Consider the following 22,078-nt stretch of genomic DNA (forward strand, 5'->3'; position numbering starts at 1 on the left):
CACTCTCACAAGTGGTGGCCGCATCTCTTAATGCTGCATAATACGTACCGCTGGTTAGCGCTGTAGTCGAAGCTATCTCAGTGCCGCCACTTAAAGCATCGTACCAAACGATATTGCTTTGATTGAACTGAACACTTCCAAAAGTGGGAGCATCTACCAAACAGAAGTTTTGGGTTCCTGCTGTAACCAAAGTTGGGCTACCAGGATCATTTATTATTACAGTAGCAGCCTGAAGTGTTCCTGCAATATTCTCACAAGTTGTATCACTTGAAACGCTAACATAATATGTAACTGGACTCACAGCAAATGTTAAACCAGTTACTGTTAAAACCCCTGTTGAACTTATTGCATAAGTTACGCCACTTATAGTTCCATTTGTTATCGGTTGTGTTTTATTAGCATCAAAATACCAATAAAATATTGGATTTGTCAATGTACTTGCTGAAGGCGTTAACGATGCTGGAACATTATGGCAAACTGCTGAATTATCAACTAAAACATCATTTTTAATTGATGGAGGGAATATTGTAAATGTAATCTGTTTTCTATCTGCCTCAGCAGTTTCACAAAAATCATCTGCACTAACTCCAACAAAATATGTATAAGTACCAGGCACCAATCCATTTATAATTAATTGACTTGTTGTTTCACCTGTAATTAACTGACTTGTTGTTCCGTTAAAACTATACCAATAATAAACAGGATTTGTCAATACAGGAGTACTGCTTAAACTTGTTGCTAATGTTACTGTTCCTGATGCAGAACAAATTGCAGTAGAAGTCGCTCCATTAAGAGTAATATCGGTTAAGGCATTTACTGGACTGGAAGCTTTAACTTCAACAGTAACTTCTCCTCTGGATAATGCTTCACATCCATAGCGTACTGGTTGAACATAATACTTATAAGTTCCTGCAGCTAATGAAGTCGGAAGGGTATAAGTAATACCATTTGCTACAACGGCACCTCCAGTAGGCAAATCATACCATTTATAACTTGTACAGGCATTAGTTGCAACCTGAAGCGTAATAGACGATCCTGGACAAACCGTAATTTTGTTATCAGAATCACTTCCTATCACTTTTGTATTTGCAACACGCTCAACAGTATGAACCCTAAGAAAATCTAATACTCCTGCTACACCTCCAAAACGAATTCTAACACGATCATATGGTTCAGGTTGAGAAGACACCAGTACCATTGACATGGTATTTCCTGGTAACAATCTTACGCTTAATAATGTGCTATTATTTTGAATTGGAGCACCAACAGCAACATTTCCTAAATAACGTTGAATACTGAATCCTGTAAGTAAATTAACGTCTAAGAGAACTCCTGGTTTCGAAACTACAATTCTTAAGGTATCACTTGCTATTGAGGGAGTTTTAAATGCAACTGTCAAATCAGCAGCAGCAAGAGCTCCAACTCCGCTATACATTGTCGCAAAAGTTGTTATATCGTCATCTGCAACATTCCAGGCATCACTAACACCTACTGTACCGGTTAATGCTCCTATTGGCAAACCTAAGTCAGTTGCTCCATAAAAAACATCCTGAATATCACCCGGTGTACAAGTTACTGTTGAAACTTGTTTTGTATAATACGCATCAAAAACTTTAGTATTTTGAGCAACACTTAAAAGTGATGCCGACTGAATTCTGATTCCATCATAATCTTGTGGTCCTGAAGAATTTGCCGGAACAAAAGTATATTCGAAAGTATTATCTCCTGATAATAAATTTAATAATGACCCTGACACAGATTGTAAACTTCCTATATCAACTCCATTTTTAGTTCCTACTACTGATAAGTTCTGCAAAACAGCTACTCCACTATATTCAGAACCTAATTTAATAGTTACCGGTGTTCCTTTTACAATATTTGCTGACCATGTTAAGTTTTGCCACGTTGTGCCAACTCCTAACAGTCCAAGACCTGTTACTATTGTAGAAAAAGTTTCTGTATTTCCGTCAATAGCATTAGTTGCATTAGCTACTCCTCCTGTTATAACAGAACCGAAACTTTGTCCATTAGCATAAACTCTTTCAGTCAATAGCTGACAGTTATTTGGATCTATAACATTTATAGAAACAGTTCCTGTTCTTGAACAATCTGTATTGCTGGCAACTACTGTATAGGTATAAACTCCCGGAGTATTTAAAACTCCTGTTGAAAATGGAGGACCAGTTATAGCGTTTCCTTGAGGATCAAACCATGTCAATGTTCCATTTGATGTAGCATCTAATGGAACATCAGAACCAACATTAACTGATATAGAAGATGTTACAATCAAACTTGGTAACGGGTTGATAGTAACTGTTACTGATAATTTATCAGATGGACATGTAACACCGTTACCTTGAGCTTGAATTGAGTAAACACCACTTATATTTATATTTGCCGCTGCATTTGCTGGTAAAACATTATTTGACGAGTCATAGAAAGTATATGTGGTATTCCCTGTTGTATCAAAACCATTTATTGCAGTTGCTAAATTTACACTCCCACAACCTTCTAAAGGTGTACCAGTTACTATTAAAGGTGTAACTGTTGGAAAATTAACTGTTACTTGTTTCAGTGTATTGACATCATTTTCACATGTTTCCACATTAGTAACAGATATATAATAATTATAAGGTGCTCCAGACCCTGTAAGACCTGTAATGGTTAATGCACCGGTTGTTGCATTTTTAGAGAAAGTTACTCCAGGTTGTGCAACAACAGTGGTTCCTGTTACAATTTCCTGTGTTTTATTTTGATCTGTATAATATCTAAATTGTGCTCCAGCTAAAGCTGATGTTGGAGACAATACAACTCCGCCTGCACAAGATGCCTCTAAAGGACTTATAATTGTCACATCTGCAGCAGTCGCAAATGGAGCGACTGTAACTGTAACTGGCTGACGAACACTGTTTACACAAGTTCCGTCACGGGTTGATTCTAAATAATAAGTTGTAGTTGCAGTTAAAGCTGGTGTAGTATATGTTGCTATAGGAGAAAGTTCTGTTCCTCCGCTGGCAGAATCATACCATTTAAATGTTTCTCCTACAATATTAGATGTAGCAGCTAAATTTGCAGTTTGTCCATTACAAATTGAGGATGCTGCGCCAGTAACTACTGCATTTTTAAATCTATATGAAGCACTATAAATATCTAAATTAGTTAATAAAGTAACTAAGCCTCCCAATCGAATCTCAACCTTGTTAAATACTGCTGTTGCACTAAAGCTGGCTTTAAATCTATTTCCTGATAATAATTGTAGACTTAATAAACTATTAGTAAGGAAATGCCTGTCGTTATTATAAGTAGCTCCATTATAAGTGGCTAAACTAACTCCTCCTAACAATGACACGTCAGCTAATCCTCCAGGTAATGCCAATTCCACATCTATAATATCTCCAATTTGCCCTGTTGTAGGAAAAGTAACAACCTGTTGAACATAAGCTCCAACTAAGCCGGCAACAGTAGAAAGTGTTGCAAACGTACTTGTATCATTATCTACAGAACCACCTGGATTATTAAAACTACATAAAACACATAGCAAACCTGGGTCTAAAGACGTTACTTGCGAATTAGCCTGCAGACAACTACTTACAGCATTACTTAGTATAACATTAATTGCTGTTCTTGCACTACTTATACAACCTGAGCTTATATCCCTCGCTGTAACATAATAGGTTTTATTTGCTGTTAAAACTGGTGTTGTATAGGTACTTGTTGCGGTAACCAATACTGTTCCATTAACTGGTACATCATACCAGTCGAATGTAACATTAGAATCTGGACTTGATACTTGTAACTCCACACTTTGTCCTGACTGAATAATCATATTTGATGATACCGCAATTGGTGCAGTAGGTAAAGGATTAACTATTACCGTAACTTGGGTACGGGTTGTACTGGAACAACTGCCAATTTTAGCTTCAACATAATAATTGGTGTTAGAAATTAAATTTGGAGTAGTAAAAGAAGTACCTGTAAATAATAAATTCCCTGTAGAAGCTGCATCATACCAGCTGTAAACAGTACCTAAAACCGGCGTCTGAACATTTAATGTAGTGGTCTGACCACTACAAATTGTTGTACCTGCTGCAGCAATAACTGGTTCTACAGGATTATTAATAGCTATCAATACAGGTAAACGCTCACTATTAACACAGCCATTTCTGGTTATTTCTACATAATAAGTAGTCGGAACTGTCAAAGCAGTAGTTGTATAAGAAGCAGTAGTTGCCAGAGATAATCCTCCTGTTGCTACATTAAACCAATTAATTGTTTCACCAACTCCAATATTCGCAGATAAAGTAGCTGTTTGCCCACTACAAATAGTTGTATTGCCTGAAATCGTTGGTGATTTATATCTATAACTTGCCTGATAAATATCTAAACTTGTCAGTAGCGTTGCCAAACCTCCTAATCGAATCTCTACACGATCAAAAGCTGCACCAGCAACCAGACTTGCTATAAAACGATTACCTCCTAATAATTGTACGTTTAATAAATTATTAATTGAAACTCTGTCATTATTATAAGTGGCACCATTATATGTAGCAAGACTAATATAATTTAATAGTGACAAATCAAGAACACCTACAGGTAATTCTAATTCAACATCAACAATATCACCAGCTTTGCCGGGGTTATTAAATTGTAATGTTTGCTGAATCCATCCGTTTATTAAACCTACAGGAACAGTAAGTCTGGCTGCTGTTAATGAATTTCCATCAACAGCATTATTAGGATTTGTAGTACTACATAATAAACACAAACCATTTTGAAGTGTTTGTTGACTACCCGCTTCTAAACACCCTCCTAAAGCTGATGGAATAACCGTTACTGTTACAGGGACTCTTGCCGTCCTTACGCAGTTTCCTGCTGCACTTTGAGTCTCAACATAATATGTTTTTGTAGCTGTTAAAACTGGAGTTGCATAGGTTGAAGTATTGGTGGCAACTGCAATTCCTCCAGTGGCAACATCATACCAATTTAATGTAACTCCTACTTCTGAAGTTGAAGCATTCAAAGTAGCATTTTGCCCAGATTGAATAGTTACACTTTGAGTTAAAACTGTTGGTGCAGAAGGAACAGGATTTGAATTTACATTTACTTGAGTTCTTGCAGGACTCAAACAGCTGCCTATAGCTGCCTCAACATAAAAACTTGTAGTTCCTAAAGGAACAGTTGGAGAATAAGTATTTCCCGAAGCCAAAGCCACACCTCCAGATGCTACGTTATACCAATTATAAGTTGTGCCTGGTATAGGATTTATTACAGATAATACAGTTTGTTGTGTAGCTCCTGTAGAACATATTGAAGTACCTGAAGTGCTTATTGCAGGTGCTATAGGATTAGAAACAGTAATTACAATAGGAATACGATCACTACCCTCGCAACCAACAGCTCTTGTAACTCCTAAATAATATGTTGTATCAACAGTTAAATTTGGAGTTAAAAAACTATTTCCTGTTGCTAATGGTGTTGTTGAAGTCGTTGAACTGTACCAAGCGAGAGTTGTTCCGGATGCAGGAGTAGCAGTTAAATTTAAAGAATTACCAGAACAAACAGTTTGAATCAAGCCATTAGTAACAACAGGCTTTGCAAAATCTAATCTTACATCATAAACTCTTAAATTTACTAATAAACTAAGAAGTCCTCCAGTTTGAATTTTAATTTGATTTGTGTCTCCTGGCAATGTATATCGTATAATAGCAATCTCATTACCGGGTAATAATTGTAGATTCAATAATGCGTTGTTTAAAGGAACCGGATCATCCACATTTGTTCCTGATAATTTTGCCTGAATAGTTACATTTGATAGCAAACCGAGGTTTAATAAACCACTTCCAGTTCCAAAATAAATTACTATTTGATCACCTGCCTTCGCAGTTTGACTAAAGGTTAATGTTTCTTGTGCAAAGCAAGCTAAACCAACTGCATTAGTTAATGATGCATAGGTGCCCATACTGGCATCAAATGCATCATTTGGGTTCGTGACACTCATACCAATGCATAAAAGACCACCCGTGCTATTACTTTGCGAAGTTGGTCTACATACATTTTGAGCAAAAGAATTTGACAATAAAAGCAAAAAAAACAATGCTCCTAATAATCCCCTCTGGAAGTTGAGATTAACAATTTGTAATTTTTTTTTCATAATTTGGAAGATTAGAAAATGGACAATAGTAAGCCTGTTGCAATAAGACACATGTCTTACGCAGTTTTAAAAAATTAAAAATCAAATAGTTAAAAAAATCTACATCAAAAAAAATCGATGCTTAAACTAAATTTTATTAAAAAATCATAATGTATTGAAAGACAGCTTTTTATTTTATTAAATAAAAAACGGTTCAAAAAAATTGCTGAAGAATGAAATGAATCAAACTTCGAAAGGAGTGGTTTGTTTTTAGGGGTAATTTGAATTTAGAAATTCTCTTTATATGTTGTACAATTTAACATCTATAAAAAGTTGATTATTCTTTTTATAAAAAACAATTTTTAAAAAACAAGATCTTAAAAATTGAATACAAAATATAGTCTCTTATGATGATTAATCATGTGAGTAATTAACAAGTCGATTAGGATCGGTAATTAAAAATAAAATATGTACGTAGTTTTTAAACTTATGAATAAATTTTGATTTGTGTATAAACTTAAACTGAGATAAACTTATGAAAACCAAAATAACATTAATACCAAATACAAATTTAATAAAGAAAGTAAATATTAAGCCCATAATCAACAATTTAATAAGTTATCAAAAAACTTCTTATTATTGGAATAAAAAATCAAAAAATAATTCATTTAATTTTTAAAAAATATGAATCAGAAATTTTGAAAAGAAAAAAACATTTTGTTTAATCTTTGTTATCTAAAATTAAAAAAAAGTACGATAAAAAACAAGCGTAAAATTCTTATTATTCTTAAAAAAAAGAAAAAAGAATTCGAAAAATACTGCTAAAGATCTATAAACACTGCGTTTTCATGAGGTAACACATATTAAAAATATCATAAAAAAAAATTATTTTTTTTACAATTTTTATCTAAAAATAAGATTTTGATTACAAAAAACAACTTGAAGTTATCATTTTTCCCTTATGGCACACAAATTTTGACTATTGTATTAAAAAATAAAGGTTCAAATATTTTACAAAAACAGGTAAAAATACGGTTGTGAAAACAATAAAAAAAGATTAAACAAAAGTTAAACAAATAAAAAAAAGGTAAAAACTTCAATATAAAGCCTTTACCTTTTTAATCTTATGTTTTTAAAGATCATCCTTCGATAATAGAAATAATTTGTTTGAATAACTGACCATCGCTCAAAAATGCTCCCTGCTGAATCAATTCAAAAATTGAAGAATTTCGATCTTCAGTAAAGACTTTCTTTCCTGTTTTCATTTCGATCGCATCTGTAAACATATTATCACTTAACCATTGTAAACCTTCTTTTGTCAAAAAATCAGCTTCAGGTACTAAAGATTTCAAAACTATTGACTGAACATGACCCTCAAAGCACTGAAACAAAAATATATGGTTTTTAGAAAAATGCTCTAAGAATTCAGCTCTCGACAAAACGCCATCCCAAATCAAATCCGAAAAAACATCCAATTCCTGTTCGGCAACTTCTGGTTTATTTTCCTTTATAGAGTCCCACTCTGATTTATCAATAGCCTGTGTCGCTAAAAAGCTGGCGAATTCTGCATGCAATTCATCAAACTGCTCTTTTGTTAATCTTGCGTATTTCATTTATTTTTTTGTTTTTAAATGCTCCTTAAAAGAGCTTAGCTAAGTTTTTAATTTATTTATCAGACATAAAAAAAAGCCCTCGCAAATGCGAGGGCAAATTTACATTTTTTTTTACTTTACTAAAAAATGTATCTGACACCAAATTGGGCTTGCCATCTTGAGATTAAACTAGCATCATAACTAAAAGTTTTAGTTTGAGTATTATTAAAGGTATATGTTGGTGTATTACCAACAACAGTAACTCCAATTGGCTGAACGCTTGTAGGAACCTGCACAACACCCCAATCAGAATTTAATAAATTTCCAAAATTCAAAATATCGATACTGAACTGAACTGTATTCGTTTTCTTAGATACTGAAGAAACTCTAAAATTATAATCTTGCATTAATTTTAGATCACATCTCCCTCTCCATGGAGAAACTGCCCCATAACGTTCTGCATACTGCCCTCTTCGGTCTCTCATATATTTATCCTGCGAAATGAATTTATCAAACGCCTCACCTTGGCCCGGTCCACTAAAATTCATTAGAGCAATTTCTGCAGTTGTAGGTATGTAGATTAAATCATTTACTGTAGAACTATCTCCGTTAATATCACCACCATAAGTATAATTAAAACGTCCTCCCTGGGCATATTCAAGAAAAGTTGAAACCGTTGTTGCCCATTTATCTTTTCCGTATTTCCACTTTTTAGAAGCAACTCCAATAAAACGATGATTATCTCCGTACTTAGAATTAGAAAGTACCGCAGTATTTACATTTCCCAAAGCTGGATTAAAAGAAAAAGCATCTCCTGTAATTTCGGCTTCAATAGAGTTTACATCTTTTGATTTCAAATAGTTATAAGCTATACTTGCGTACAAACCGTTTTCGAAAGTTTTCTGCAATTTTGCAGATGCATTAAAAGCACTTCCTTTATCAGAATTCGTCATAACATAAGCATTATTTGCCCCTTTATCTGCCGCAACATAAATGGCTCTGTTATCTACACCAGCTAAAGTTCCTGTTGGAGGTTTTAATCCCCAGTTTTGAACTTGTACTGCATTGATATCCTTATTATAAGACAAATCAACTGTAACAATATAATCACTTTCAAACCTGTGATCAAACCCCAAACTTGATCTCCAAACCTGCGGCCATTTATAATCCGGATCCATAATCTGGAAGAAACTGTCATCAGCACCACTAACCTGATTCCCTAACCAAACAAATGGAATCCTTCCTGTAAAAATTCCTGATCCTCCACGAAGTTGGGAAGTAGCATCACCATTTACATCCCAATTAAAGCCAATTCTAGGTGACCAAAGAATTCTGTCGCTAGGTAAATCTGTAGAAATTAATTTAACAGTCTGTCCTGTTTCTGGATCAAAATAATCAATAACATTATCTCTTCCAGAACCGCCATTATCAGTGTCAATATACTTCTGAATCAAATCTGCCGTATTAAAATACAACGGCTTATCAATACGCAAACCTAATGATAATTTAAAATTATCTGTTAGACTGATATCATCCTGCGCATAAAATGCCAATTGACCTACATTTAACTCTGATAATTTCCAACCACCATCAGTTCCTACTTCGAATTGATTTTTTGAATTAAATATCTCTTGCGCATATTGTAGATTTTGAGCAACAATACTTGTTGCAGAAGGCTGAGCCGCATCATTTAAAAAATCCTGCACTGTAAAATAGGGTGTGAAAAAAGTTCCTGCATAACCATTTGGATTTCCAAAGTTATCATAACCTCCTAAGTTGAAAGAATTTTTAAATCCGAATTTTTCAAAAGAAGCTCCAAAAGTAAAAACATGTTTTCCAAACGTATAAGTCAAGTTATTTGTAACCTGAATTACCTTTTGATCTAATGTATTATTAATAGAGAACGGTTCGTGTCCAGCAATAATATAATTTGAACCAGCACCATCCTGAATATTAATTACCGGAGCCGGAGAAGAAAAAGGTTTTCTAAAGTCATCAAAATGTGTATAACCAGCTTGTAATTTATTCGAGACTGATTCACTAAATTTAGAATTTAACTCCACTAAAAATGAACTCAGTTTATTATTAATTTGATATCCAGAATTTTGAAATTGTAAAATAGATGCATTCGGCCCTCTAAAACCTAATGCCGTTGGATGAGCAGGTTTATCTTTTGAAGCATCAAGAAAATTATAAATAACAGCCAATTTATGATTATCTGTAATGTTCCAATCTAGCTTTATAATTCCTTTATTTGAATTAGATTCATGTTTAAATCCTTGATAAGCTCCAGTATTGTATCCTAAATTTGCCAAAGCATTAGAAACTGCAATTAAATCAGATTCTAAAACCCTTGATTCGTTGATTCCTGTAACACCATCATTATCATTAGAAACAAAATTTGAACCTAAATCACTTCTTTTATCAATTTCAAAGTTTCCAAAAATAAATAACTTGTCTTTTACAATTGGAGCTCCCAAACTAAAACCAGCCTGGGTTTGTTCTAAAGATGGTACAAATATCTTTTCACCCTTTATCTTATCACCAGTTAAATCCTGATTTCTATAAAATGCATAAGCCGTTCCATGAATTTCGTTAGTACCTGATTTTGTAACAGCATTTACGGAAGCTCCTGTAAAACCGGATAAAGTAACATCATAAGGAGCAGTTGCTACCTGAATTTGTTCGATTGCATCTAATGAAATTGGCTGAGCACCTGTTTGCCCACCAGGAGTCGCGGCATCAAGTCCAAACGGGTTATTAAATACTGCACCATTTAAAGAGTAATTATTATACTGATCATTCCTTCCTCCAAAAGATCCACCGCTGGCGGTTGGCTCTAATCGTGTAAAATCTTCAGCCGATCTTGAAATGGTTGGCAAGGCAGTTAATTCTCTTCTGCCTATAGTAGTTTCAGCACCCGTTTTCCCACTTTTAAAAACCTTATTTTTTGCAACAACTTTTACCTCTTCCAATGCCTGACTTACATCTGCAAGTATTACATCCATATTAAATGGCTTCCCTAAATCCAGATATATGCCATTATATTCCTGCTCCTGAAAACCTACAAAAGTTACTGTAATTTTGTATGGACCTCCAATTCTCATATTCAAAATATTAAACCTTCCATCTTCATTGGAAACAGCTGAATATTTACCACCGGTTGGAGTATGAATGGCTAAAATAGTAGCACCAGGTAATAGCTCGCTGGTTGAACTTTTTACAATACCCTTAATACTCGAAGTTGTTGTTTGCCCAGTTACCGTAGTTACAGCCAGCAAACAGAACATTAATGCAAAGATTTTTTTCATTTTACTGATTTTGAGTGAGTTATTTCATTCAAAATTAGACAAAAAAAAAGCCACTCGTAAGAATGGCTTTATATTTTATTAACAAGAAGTTAACAAAATGTTATTTTTCAGCAATAATCTCGTATGGTAAGTCAACGATAACATCTCTGTGTAAACGGATGCTAGCAGAATATTTTCCTGTACGTTTTACGATACCACTAGTAATGAATTTTCTATCAATAGCATTACCTGATTTCTCTAATGCTTCAGCAATGTCGATGTTTGTGATAGAACCAAAAAGTTTCTCTCCACCAGCTTTTGCAGTAAGTTTAATTTCAAGAGCTTTTAAAGTTTCAGCTAATGCTTTAGCGTCTGCAACAACTTTAGCCTCTTTATGTGCTCTTTGTTTTAGATTTTCAGCTAAAACTTTTTTAGCAGAAGGAGTTGCTAAAGCAGCAAAACCCTGAGGAATTAAAAAGTTACGACCGTAACCAGGTTTTACAGATACTACATCATCTTTAAATCCTAAGTTCTGTACGTCTTGTTTTAAAATAAGTTCCATGTTGTTGTCCTTATATTTTAGAAGTTAGGTTCTGTTTAACAGAAACCAGCGACTAGAGTTTTTAATTATTTTAATAAATCGGCCACGTATGGCATTAAAGCTAAGTGACGAGCTCTTTTTACAGCTACTGACACTTTTCTTTGGTATTTTAATGAAGTTCCTGTTAAACGACGAGGAAGAATTTTTCCTTGCTCATTAACGAATTTCAATAAGAAATCAGCATCTTTATAATCGATATATTTGATACCTGATTTTTTGAAACGACAATACTTTTTAGTTTTGTTAGTTTCTATGTTCAAAGGCGTAAGATATCTGATATCCCCGTCTTTTTTTCCTGAAGCAGATTGTTGTAATGTTGCCATGATAATTAAGCTTTTGTAGATTTAAGTTTAGCTCTTCTTCTTTCAGCCCAAGAAATAGCATGTTTGTCAAGACTAACAGTCAGGAAACGCATAACTCTTTCGTCACGTCTGAATTCAGTTTCAAAAGCAATCAGAACTTCTCCAGACACTTTGAATTCGAATAAGTGATAAAAACCACTTTTTTTGTTTTGGATTTCGTAAGCCATTTTTTTCAGACCCCAATCCTCTTTCGATACCATTTCAGCTCCTCTACTAGTAAGAAATTCTTCAAATTTCGTTACTGTTTCCTTTACCTGAACTTCAGATAAAACGGGATTTAAAATGAAAACAGTTTCATAATGATTCATAAATACAATATTTATTTGTTAAAATTGGGTGCAAAAGTAACCATTATTTTTGAATAACAAACATTTTTTTTCTTTTATTCGTTGAAATGCAAAAAAACAAACTCTCTTCTTAGTTTTTTTTCCAAAAAATTAATACATTTACTAATGCTATCCTAAATTTAGTAAAATTTAAACTGTTATGAAACTAAACTGTGTTGTTGTAGATGATAGTTCTATACAGAGGGCAATTATTGCAAAATTAGCCAACAATCATCCTGGTCTACACCTAGTTGGAGACTTTTCAAATGCAATTGAAGCAAAAAACTGCATCTCCTTGAATAATATAGATTTAATATTTTTAGATATTGAAATGCCTGTTATCAACGGATTTGACTTTCTTGATGGTTTAAAATTAAAACCACAAATCATATTCATTACTTCTAAAGCGGAATACGCTTTAAAAGCCTTTGACTATGATGCTACAGACTATCTTCAAAAGCCTATAGCCGTTGATCGTTTTAATGCTTCCGTAAAAAGAGCAGTTGACATGCATATCCTTAAAAAAGAAGTAAAGGAAGAAGAAGGTGAACATATTTTCATCAAAAGCAATCTAAAGAGACTTAAAATTTTCACAGCAAAAATCAAATGGATCGAAGCGTTTGGAGATTATGTAAGAGTTGTTACAGAAGATGACAGTAATTTAGTCCTGTCGACTATGAAATCTTTTGAAAATGATTTATCGAAAGAAAAATTCATCCGTGTACACAAATCCTACATTATCAATATTGACAAAGTTGAACGCTTTAATAGTAAATTTGCAGAAATTGGTATTACTAAAATACCACTCAGCCGAAACAAAAAAGATGACCTTGTAAGAGCATTATCAACCTAGTCAAATTAATAAAAATCGACATTTACACTTAACTTTATAGTTCTGTACTGAGGTACCGCTTCAAAACTATTCAACATTTTCTGAATAGTTTTTTTTGTGCCATTTAATGGAACATTCTGTGGAATTTTAATCAAAATCGTTCTGATATATTCATTCCTAATTCTATTAATTGCAGGTTCTTCCGGGCCTAAAACAGGCATATTCAAATTCTGGCTTAAAACCTGATACATCCAAATCGAACCTTCTTTGAGTTTATCAAAATCGCGATGTTTTAAAGTCAGTTTTATAATTCTGAAGTAAGGAGGGTATTTATAGATTTGTCTGTCATATAATTGCTCCTTATACATACCTATATAATTATGCATTGTAACCTGCTGAATTGTATTATGATTTGGATTATAAGTCTGAATCACAACTTTTCCTTGTTTTTGAGATCTTCCGGCTCTTCCGGCAACTTGTGTCATCATTTGAAAACTGCGTTCAAAAGCTCTAAAATCAGGATGATGTAACATATTATCGGCATTCATAATTCCTACCAGACTTACATTATCAAAATCTAATCCTTTTGCCAACATTTGAGTTCCGACTAAAATATCTATTTCTCTATTTTTAAAAGTATCAATAATCTTTTCAAAACCAAATTTGCCGCGGGTTGTATCCTGATCCATTCTTCCGGTTTTGGCTTTCGGAAAAAGCGATACTAATTCTTGTTCGATTTGCTCTGTTCCGAATCCTTTTGTAGTCAAATCAATACTGGAACAACTATGACAATGCGTAGGTTTTGCAATCGAATACCCACAATAGTGGCATCTCAATTGGTTTTTATGTTTATGGAAAGTCAAACTCACATCACATTGTTGACAATGAGGCACGTGTCCACAAGTCAGACATTCTATTACAGGCGAATATCCTCTCCTATTTTGAAATAAAATAACTTGTTCCCCTAAAGACAATGCTTCTCCTATTTCTTCAATTAACAGATCACTAAAATGTCCTGTCATTTTTTTTCTGAAATGTTTGTCTTTCAAATCAACCAAAACAACATCCGGCATTCGGACATTATTATAACGCTCCGTAATTGTAACTAATCCAAATTTTTCAATTTGAGCATTAAAATAGGTTTCAATACTTGGTGTTGCAGATCCCAATAGTACTTTAGCATTATGTAAATTAGCCAAAACAATTGCTGAGTCACGTGCGTGATACCTCGGTGCAGGATCTGCTTGTTTAAAAGTCTGCTCATGTTCTTCGTCAATAATTAACAAACCAAGATTATTAAAAGGTAAAAACAAAGCTGATCTTGCCCCTATTACAATTTGAGCTTTATTTGAATTCTCAAGAGTCTGTCTCCAGACTTCTACCCTTTCATTGTTACTGTATTTAGAATGAAAAACCGCTACTTTATCTCCAAAATGATGTCTCAAACGAGAAACCAACTGCGTTGTTAGTGCAATTTCTGGTAATAAATATAAAACCTGCTTACCTGTTTCTAAATATTCTTCAATTAACTTAATGTATATTTCTGTTTTTCCGCTTGATGTAACACCGTGAAGCAGACAAACTTCTTTTTCTAATAAACTATTTTTAATTTCATCGAAAGCTGTTTCCTGTGCATCACTTAACAATAATTGTTTTTCTGAAGCCTTTCCATCAAAAGTAACCCTATCCTGTTGCAGATGATATTCTTCGAAAATTTCTTTTTCAATTAATGTTTTTACAACAGCAGAAGTAGAATTTGAAATTTCAACTAATTTCTTAACAGCAATGGGCTTTTTCTCTGAAGCGCTAATTTGAAAATATGCCAAAACAATTTCCTTTTGCTTATTGGCATTTTTAAGAACTTCCAGTAATTCTGTTAAACCACTGTCTGATTCGTATTTGGAATGTAACTTCACATATCGAATCAATTTTGGTTTGTAACTTTCTTTTATTTCTTCTTCTAAAACAATAACATCCTTGAACATCAACTTTTGAAGAATAGGAAAAACATTCTTTTTGTTTAAAATCGAAATAATCTCCTGAATTTTCAAAGAACTTTGTTGCTGTAAAGCTTCATAAACCAAAAACTCTTCATCTGAAAGGTCATTTTGATTTACAATAACATCTGTCTTATGCGAAATAATAGTTTCACTTTCCAGCAATAATCCAGTCGGAAAAGCGCCACGATAGACATCACCAATACCGCACATATAATAGTTTGCTACCCAAAGCCAATGTTTGATTTGAACTTCAGTAGCAATTGGTTTTTCGTCTAATATCTGATGAATTTCTTTGGCTTCATACAAACTTGGCTCATTTTGATGAGTATCAATAACCAAAGCTGTATAAATTTTACTTTTACCAAAAGGTACCGCTACCCGCATTCCTTTTTTAATGAAATGAAATTCATCCTCAGAAACACTATAGGTAAAGGTCTTGGCTAGAGAAAGTGGTAAAACAACTTCGACAAAAAACATGTAATTATTTTAAATATTGGTGAATTATTTTTTACCTGAAGTATGCGCAGTATTATATTCCTGGACCAATTTAAAAGTATACTTTAAAGATGTCAGATCTTTCCAATCATCGTGACCCGTTATAATATATTTAGGACTTTTAAATTTAGATTGTACTTTTTTAATCGATTTCTCCCACTCTTTTACATCTGCATCTCCCAAATATCCTAAATCTTTTGCTTCTGAGCTCTTGATAAAACAACCTCCATAAAGCACTTTTTCTTTATCAAACCAAACTACAATATTATCAGGTGCATGCCCCTTTCCAGGATAATACACTTCAAAAGTATAGTGTCCTACTGTAAATGTAGTATCGTTCGAGATTATAAACTGAGCTCTTTTTTCGTTGTTCTTTTGAAGAATCTCATCAGTTAATTTTATAGTATAGGTCTTAATCCCTTTTTGTCTGTAAAACCCCAATCCTCCTGCACGATCATCATGAGAGTGTGTCGCAAAACACATTATTACATCTTTATTATGTTTTATTTTTATGGTATCTAGCAAAGGCTGATACTGCGATTGATCCCATGGCGCATCAAACAAAACAACACCTTCATCCGTAACAAGATACATAGCATTAGCAGCAATCAGTGTTCCTTTGTAGTCATGAAATGTCTTATAAACATAAAAGCCACCTGTAAGATGACTTATTTGTAATGGTGAATTCTTCGATTGTCCAAAACCATCAAACAGTATTGACAAGAAAAAAATTACAGACGCTAATTTTCGCATTTTATTTTATGAAATTAATTTTTTACTCGTGTCCAATATTGTGTTCTTCCCATAATAGAAATTCCAATATAACCACGAAGTTTTAATTTATCAGCAGAATCCAATTCAATATAACATTTATACTTTTTCCCAGTTGTCGGATCTAAAATTGTTCCGCCATTATATTCAGAACCATCTTTTTTAAGTCCGTTTATGATTATCATACCCAAAATTGGTTTATCTTTTTCTGATCCCTCACATTTTGAACAAATATCTTTTTTATGATCCGCACGGAGTATATCTACAACTTTACCATATATTTTTCCGGATTTTTCATAAATCTCTACTATTGATTTTGCCTCAGCTGTTTCATCATCAATTGTTTTCCATTTTCCAATGACACTTTGCGCCTGAATAGTGTTTAATGTTAGAAAAAAAACACCAATAGCTAACATCCAATTTTTCATAATTCTATTTATTTTTTTGCCTCAATTTTCGAATAGTTGCATTAAGCTCAAAGCCCAACAACAGTATCATACAGTTTATCCAAATATAAAACATTAGAATTAATAATGTCCCAATAGAACCATAAAGTTCGTTGTATTTTGAAAATTTTATAACCCAAATCCCAAAAAAGAACGAAGATATAACAATTAGGACTGTTGTAAAAACTGATCCAATACTTATAAATGGCACTTTATTATACTGTTTTGTACCATAACGTAATAATATTGAAGATGTTATCAGAATCATCAATATAACAAATAAATATCTACCTAAAATAATGAGCGGAATGCGATCACTTAACACGTCTTGAATAATTGTTTTTTGAATAAATACTTCAAAAACAACGATGGTGGCTACTGTTACAAATAAAATAATTGTCATTACGAGCGAAATCGCTATTGCTGCCAAATATTGGCTAAAAAAACCACGTTTATCAAAAACATGTTTAGACGATTCGAAACCACTAAGAATGCCATTAATACCATTTGCCATTAAGAAAATAGAAAGCAAAAATCCTGATGATAATAAACCTGAGTGACTATTATTTAAAATATCACTAATAATTTTACTAATCGCATCATAAGTATTTGGTGGAACTCCCTGCTGTACAAATCGAAGGAAATCATCCTGAAATCCTTCAATCGGAATATATGGAATCAAGTTTAAGATAAATAAGGCGAAAGGAAATAAAGCCATAAAAAAACTAAACGATACCGCACTTGCATGATAAGAAAAAGCTCCTTCAAGAATACCAAGTATATACATTTCGAGCAAATCATATAACGAAAAGCCCTCTAACCATGGTAGCTTTATTTTCTTTAAAAATCCCACCAACAAACTTACCACAGGTACTTTTTCAAGCCGATTTTCTATCTCTTGAGACATATTACTTTAGATTATTAGATAGTTAGATTTCAGATATTTTCAAACTCATGATTTATAACTCATGATTTAAAAAGCTTTAAGGCTCAAATCCATGTTATAAATGGAGTGCGTTAAAGCTCCTGATGAAATATAATTTACACCACAAAGTCCGTATTCTCGAATCGTTTTTTCGCTAATATTTCCTGAAGATTCAGTTTGGCATTTTTTACCAATTAATTCAACTGCCTTTTTCGTATCTTCATAATTAAAATTGTCAATCAAAATTCTATGAACTCCATCACTTAGCAAAATCTCGCGAATTTCATCTAAATTTCTGGCTTCAACAATAATCTTTAAATCGAGATTATTGATTTTTAAATACTCTTTTGTTTTCTTTATGGCAAGGGTTATTCCTCCTGCAAAATCAATATGATTGTCTTTTAACATCACCATATCATATAATGCATAACGGTGATTTTCTCCTCCTCCTATTTTTACAGCCCATTTCTCTGCAGCTCTAAAATTAGGCGTTGTTTTACGGGTATCCAATATTTTAGCATCAGTTCCTTGCAAAAGCTTCGTAAATTGATTGGTTTTGGTAGCAATAGCAGACATTCGTTGCATGGTGTTTAAAACTACTCGTTCAGATTTTAAAATAGATTGTGAACTTCCTGAGACCTCAAAAACTACATCGCCATATTCTACATTCGATCCATCTTCTATAAAAGTCTTTATTTTTAATTTTGGATCAACATATTCAAAAATCATTTTTGCCAGTGTAACTCCAGCAATAATTCCCTGATCTTTTACCAATAATTTAGCTTGGCCATTTGCCGTAACAGGAATACAGGCTAATGAACTATAATCTCCCATGCCTACATCTTCTCGAATTGCATTACTGATTAATAATTGTAATTCGGCTTGAAATTGTGCTTCGCTAATCATTTTTTGTAAATTTTATGAGATGCTAAAGTAGAACTTATTTTGGGGATTTAAAAGTTTCGTCTCTTTGAAAACGAAAAATCCAGGGGTAACTTCCTTTAATTAATTTAAAAAAATAAAAGAACATTAAATACCTTTGAAGTTCATTCAAATAAAATTATGGGATTAATTAAAGACATTTACTCGGTTTCTTTTTACGAAAAATTTGGTCAGGCTGTTACCGAAGTACATCCCACTTTCAACAAACAAAAATTTATTGAAGCGATTTACGAAGGCGATTTTGTCCAAAAAGAATGGAAAGACCGTATGAAACATACTACCATTGTTTTGCATCAGTTTATGCCTGAAAATTTCGAGGAAGCCGTTATTTTAATTGACCTAATTATTCACAACTTAAAGAAAAATAGTTTTACCGATGGAAATCTCGCTTTCATTTTCTTTGCTGATTATATCGAAAAATATGGTTTGGATGATTTTGAAACTTCGGCAAAAGCCTTTGTTTCTATCACACAATTTATTAGTTGTGAATTTGCGGTTCGACCTTTTATTATAAAATATAAAGAGAAAATGATTAACGAAATGATAAATTGGTCTTTGCACAAAAATCATCATGTAAGAAGATTGGCCAGTGAAGGAAGCAGACCGAGATTACCGTGGGCAATGGCAATTCCGTTTCTAAAAAAAGACCCATCTTTTATTTTTCCAATTTTAGAGAACCTAAAAAATGATCCTTCAGAATATGTACGCAGAAGCGTAGCCAATAATCTAAATGATATTGTAAAAGATAATCCCGAAATTGTACTTGAAATTGCTCAAAGATGGAAAGGCTTTAGCAAAGAAACAGATGGAATTATAAAACATGGATGTCGCACTTTATTAAAGCAGGGACATCCTGAAATACTAATTCATTATGGTTTAGAAAGTGCCAATATTGAACTTTCATCTTTCGAAATCAAAACATTAAAAGTAAAAATTGGAGATTATTTACAGTTTCAGTTTCATTTAAATAACAAAAATGAAACAGCGAAAACTGTTCGTCTGGAATATGCTGTTTATTATAAAAAATCAAAAGGTCATTTGGTAAAAAAAGTCTTTAAAATAAGTGAGAAAATCTATCCGCCAAACCAAACAATTAAGGTAGAAAGAAAGCAATCTTTTAAATTAATTACTACTCGTGTTTTTCATACCGGAATGCATCAGTTATCTATTATTATTAATGGAAGTGAAAGTGAAGCTTTGAAATTTGAATTGATTGATTAGATTAAATATTTAAAATTATTGCAATAATAAAGGTTGTTAAAGTACTTTTTTATTGTTATCTTACTTAAAAGATAACTAAAGAGCAACATAAGTAAAATTTATGACACATAAAGATGATGAAAATTGCGAAACAAAACAGCCAAAATATCTAAAAAAAAACAACAATTCCGGATGCTGTGACCATGATGAAAAAGAAAATAATCATGATCATGATAGTCATGACGGACATAATCATGATATTGGAAATAAAACTGTTTTTCAACTGTTTACCCCGGCAATAATTAGCTTTGTGTTGCTGATTATCGCAATCTTTCTTGATAATTATTTCCCTCAACCATGGTTTAAAGGGTGGATACGAGTAATGTGGTACGTAATCGCGTACTTACCTGTTGGAATTCCGGTACTTAAAGAATCCCTTGAAAGTGCTAAAGACGGAGATTTATTTTCAGAGTTTTTACTAATGAGTATAGCTACAATTGGTGCTTTTGCAATAGGCGAGTATCCAGAAGGCGTAGCGGTTATGCTGTTTTATGCAATTGGCGAAAACTTTCAGTCTTTGGCGGTTACACGAGCCAAAACAAACATTAAGAAATTACTCGATCAGCGACCGGATGAAGTTACCATCCTGGAAAATGGCAAAACAAAAAACATTAAAGCAAAAGATGCACAAATTGGCGCTGTTATTCAACTAAAACCAGGGGAAAAACTAGGTCTGGATGGTGAATTGCTTTCTGAAAATGCTACTTTTAATACTGCCGCACTAACCGGCGAAAGCAAACCGGACACTAAAAATAAAGGTGAAAATGTTTTAGCCGGCATGATTAATCTGAATTTGGTTGCAGAGGTAAAAATTACCACATTATACAAAGACAGTAAGTTATCTAAAATTTTAGAAATGGTTCAGGATGCCACTTCCAAGAAGGCGTCAACAGAACTTTTTATTCGGAAATTTGCTAAAATTTATACTCCTTTGGTTGTATATTCTGCCATTGCCATCTGTGTGCTTCCTTACTTTTTTGTGAATGAATATGTTTTTAGAGACTGGTTATACAGAGCATTAGTGTTTTTGGTTATTTCCTGTCCTTGTGCGTTAGTGATTTCTATTCCGTTGGGTTATTTTGGGGGAATTGGAGCTGCAAGTAAAAACGGAATATTATTTAAAGGGTCCACCTTTTTGGATATCATGGCTTCTATTCAGGTTGTGGTAATGGATAAGACAGGTACGTTGACAAAAGGCGTCTTTAAAGTTCAAAAAGTGGTTACAAACGAAATTAAAGAAACCGATTTAATACAATATACCGCAGCACTCGAAACCAAATCAACCCATCCTGTTGGAACTGCTATAATAGAATATGCTAATGGCTCTGAAAAAAACATTTTGGCTACAGACATAGAAGAAATTCCAGGTCATGGCCTAAAAGGAAAGGTTGATGGAAATGAAATCCTGGCAGGAAACAGTAAGTTGATGAAAAAATATAATATCACGTATCCTTCAGAAATTGACACTACGCCTTTTACCATCATAATGGTTGCCATAAATCAAAAATACTCAGGCTACTTTTTAATTGCTGATGAAATTAAAGAAGATGCCAGACAAGCAATTGAAAATTTACATAAAATCAACGTAAAGACAGTTATGCTTTCTGGAGATAAGCATGCTGTTGTTAGTGCTGTTGCAAAAGAACTAAACATTGATCAGGCATACGGAGATTTGCTTCCTGAAAATAAGGTCGAAAAAGTTACCAATTTAAAAACTAAAAACTTAAAAATTGCCTTTGTAGGCGATGGCGTAAATGATGCTCCCGTAATTGCACTGGCACACGCAGGAATTGCAATGGGAGGCTTAGGCAGCGATGCAACAATTGAAACTGCCGATATTGTAATACAGAACGATCAGCCTTCTAAAATTTTTACAGCAATCAATATTGGAAAAAAAACAAAACAGATTGTATGGCAAAATATTGGTCTTGCATTTATCGTAAAAGCAATCGTTTTAATACTTGGTGCTGGTGGTTTGGCTACCATGTGGGAAGCTGTCTTTGCAGATGTTGGTGTTGCATTACTAGCTATCTTAAACGCAGTTAGAATTCAGAAAATGAAATTCTGACCTATAAAAATAAATTTATTTTATAAGATTTAAAGTAT

At 33.2% G+C, this 22,078-nt stretch carries 14 protein-coding genes; 3 read left to right on the plus strand and 11 right to left on the minus strand.

Annotated elements, in window-relative coordinates:
• From ACEN2I_RS19030 to rpsF, 6 genes are all read right to left on the minus strand, one after another.
• Positions 1-6,151: immunoglobulin domain-containing protein (locus ACEN2I_RS19030; protein ID WP_441767678.1), on the minus strand; the 6,151-nt coding region annotated here is incomplete at its 3' end.
• A gap of 1,118 nt (positions 6,152-7,269) precedes the next feature.
• Positions 7,270-7,743 carry a DUF6495 family protein gene (locus tag ACEN2I_RS19035; RefSeq protein WP_441767679.1) on the minus strand — a complete coding sequence of 158 codons (474 nt, stop codon included), beginning with the start codon at positions 7,741-7,743 and terminating at the stop codon, positions 7,270-7,272.
• A gap of 119 nt (positions 7,744-7,862) precedes the next feature.
• Entirely contained in the window at positions 7,863-11,033 is a 3,171-nt protein-coding gene (locus ACEN2I_RS19040; protein ID WP_441767680.1) for a TonB-dependent receptor, read from the minus strand.
• A gap of 100 nt (positions 11,034-11,133) precedes the next feature.
• Positions 11,134-11,574, minus strand: a complete 441-nt coding sequence (gene rplI, locus ACEN2I_RS19045; protein ID WP_007810573.1) for a 50S ribosomal protein L9 — start codon at positions 11,572-11,574, stop codon at positions 11,134-11,136.
• 65 nt (positions 11,575-11,639) lie between these two features.
• The gene (gene rpsR, locus ACEN2I_RS19050; RefSeq protein WP_007138295.1) at positions 11,640-11,936 is read right to left on the minus strand and encodes a 30S ribosomal protein S18; all 297 of its coding nucleotides are present in this window, start codon (positions 11,934-11,936) and stop codon (positions 11,640-11,642) included.
• Positions 11,937-11,941: 5 nt separating this feature from the next.
• The gene (gene rpsF, locus ACEN2I_RS19055; RefSeq protein ID WP_041518692.1) at positions 11,942-12,283 is read right to left on the minus strand and encodes a 30S ribosomal protein S6; all 342 of its coding nucleotides are present in this window, start codon (positions 12,281-12,283) and stop codon (positions 11,942-11,944) included.
• 178 nt (positions 12,284-12,461) lie between these two features.
• On the opposite strand from rpsF, the gene ACEN2I_RS19060 reads away from it, so the two are divergent.
• Positions 12,462-13,154, plus strand: coding sequence for a LytR/AlgR family response regulator transcription factor (locus ACEN2I_RS19060; protein WP_441767681.1), 693 nt, complete (start codon positions 12,462-12,464; stop codon positions 13,152-13,154).
• Between the two features lie 5 nt (positions 13,155-13,159).
• Here ACEN2I_RS19060 and priA read toward each other — a convergent pair whose 3' ends face one another.
• From priA to nadC, 5 genes are all read right to left on the minus strand, one after another.
• Entirely contained in the window at positions 13,160-15,610 is a 2,451-nt protein-coding gene (gene priA, locus ACEN2I_RS19065; protein WP_441767682.1) for a replication restart helicase PriA, read from the minus strand.
• Between the two features lie 24 nt (positions 15,611-15,634).
• Positions 15,635-16,381, minus strand: a complete 747-nt coding sequence (gene bla-B1-FLAV, locus ACEN2I_RS19070) for a subclass B1 metallo-beta-lactamase (protein ID WP_441767683.1) — start codon at positions 16,379-16,381, stop codon at positions 15,635-15,637.
• 14 nt (positions 16,382-16,395) lie between these two features.
• A complete protein-coding gene (locus ACEN2I_RS19075) occupies positions 16,396-16,827 on the minus strand; it encodes a DUF2147 domain-containing protein (RefSeq protein WP_441767684.1) in 432 nt (143 codons plus the stop codon).
• 4 nt (positions 16,828-16,831) lie between these two features.
• Positions 16,832-17,752 (minus strand): YihY/virulence factor BrkB family protein, encoded by a 921-nt coding sequence (locus ACEN2I_RS19080; RefSeq protein WP_441767685.1) that lies wholly within the window; start codon positions 17,750-17,752, stop codon positions 16,832-16,834.
• Positions 17,753-17,818: 66 nt separating this feature from the next.
• Positions 17,819-18,676: a carboxylating nicotinate-nucleotide diphosphorylase gene (gene nadC, locus ACEN2I_RS19085; RefSeq protein WP_441767686.1), complete on the minus strand. Its 858-nt coding sequence runs from the start codon at positions 18,674-18,676 to the stop codon at positions 17,819-17,821.
• A gap of 156 nt (positions 18,677-18,832) precedes the next feature.
• On the opposite strand from nadC, the gene ACEN2I_RS19090 reads away from it, so the two are divergent.
• Positions 18,833-19,933 (plus strand): DNA alkylation repair protein, encoded by a 1,101-nt coding sequence (locus tag ACEN2I_RS19090; RefSeq protein ID WP_441767687.1) that lies wholly within the window; start codon positions 18,833-18,835, stop codon positions 19,931-19,933.
• Between the two features lie 100 nt (positions 19,934-20,033).
• Complete coding sequence (locus ACEN2I_RS19095) at positions 20,034-22,040, plus strand: heavy metal translocating P-type ATPase (RefSeq protein ID WP_441767688.1); 2,007 nt, start codon at positions 20,034-20,036, stop codon at positions 22,038-22,040.
• Positions 22,041-22,078 lie beyond the last annotated feature (38 nt).

Origin of the sequence: Flavobacterium sp. W22_SRS_FK3 (assembly GCF_052113665.1) — a bacterium.
GTDB lineage: Bacteria > Bacteroidota > Bacteroidia > Flavobacteriales > Flavobacteriaceae > Flavobacterium.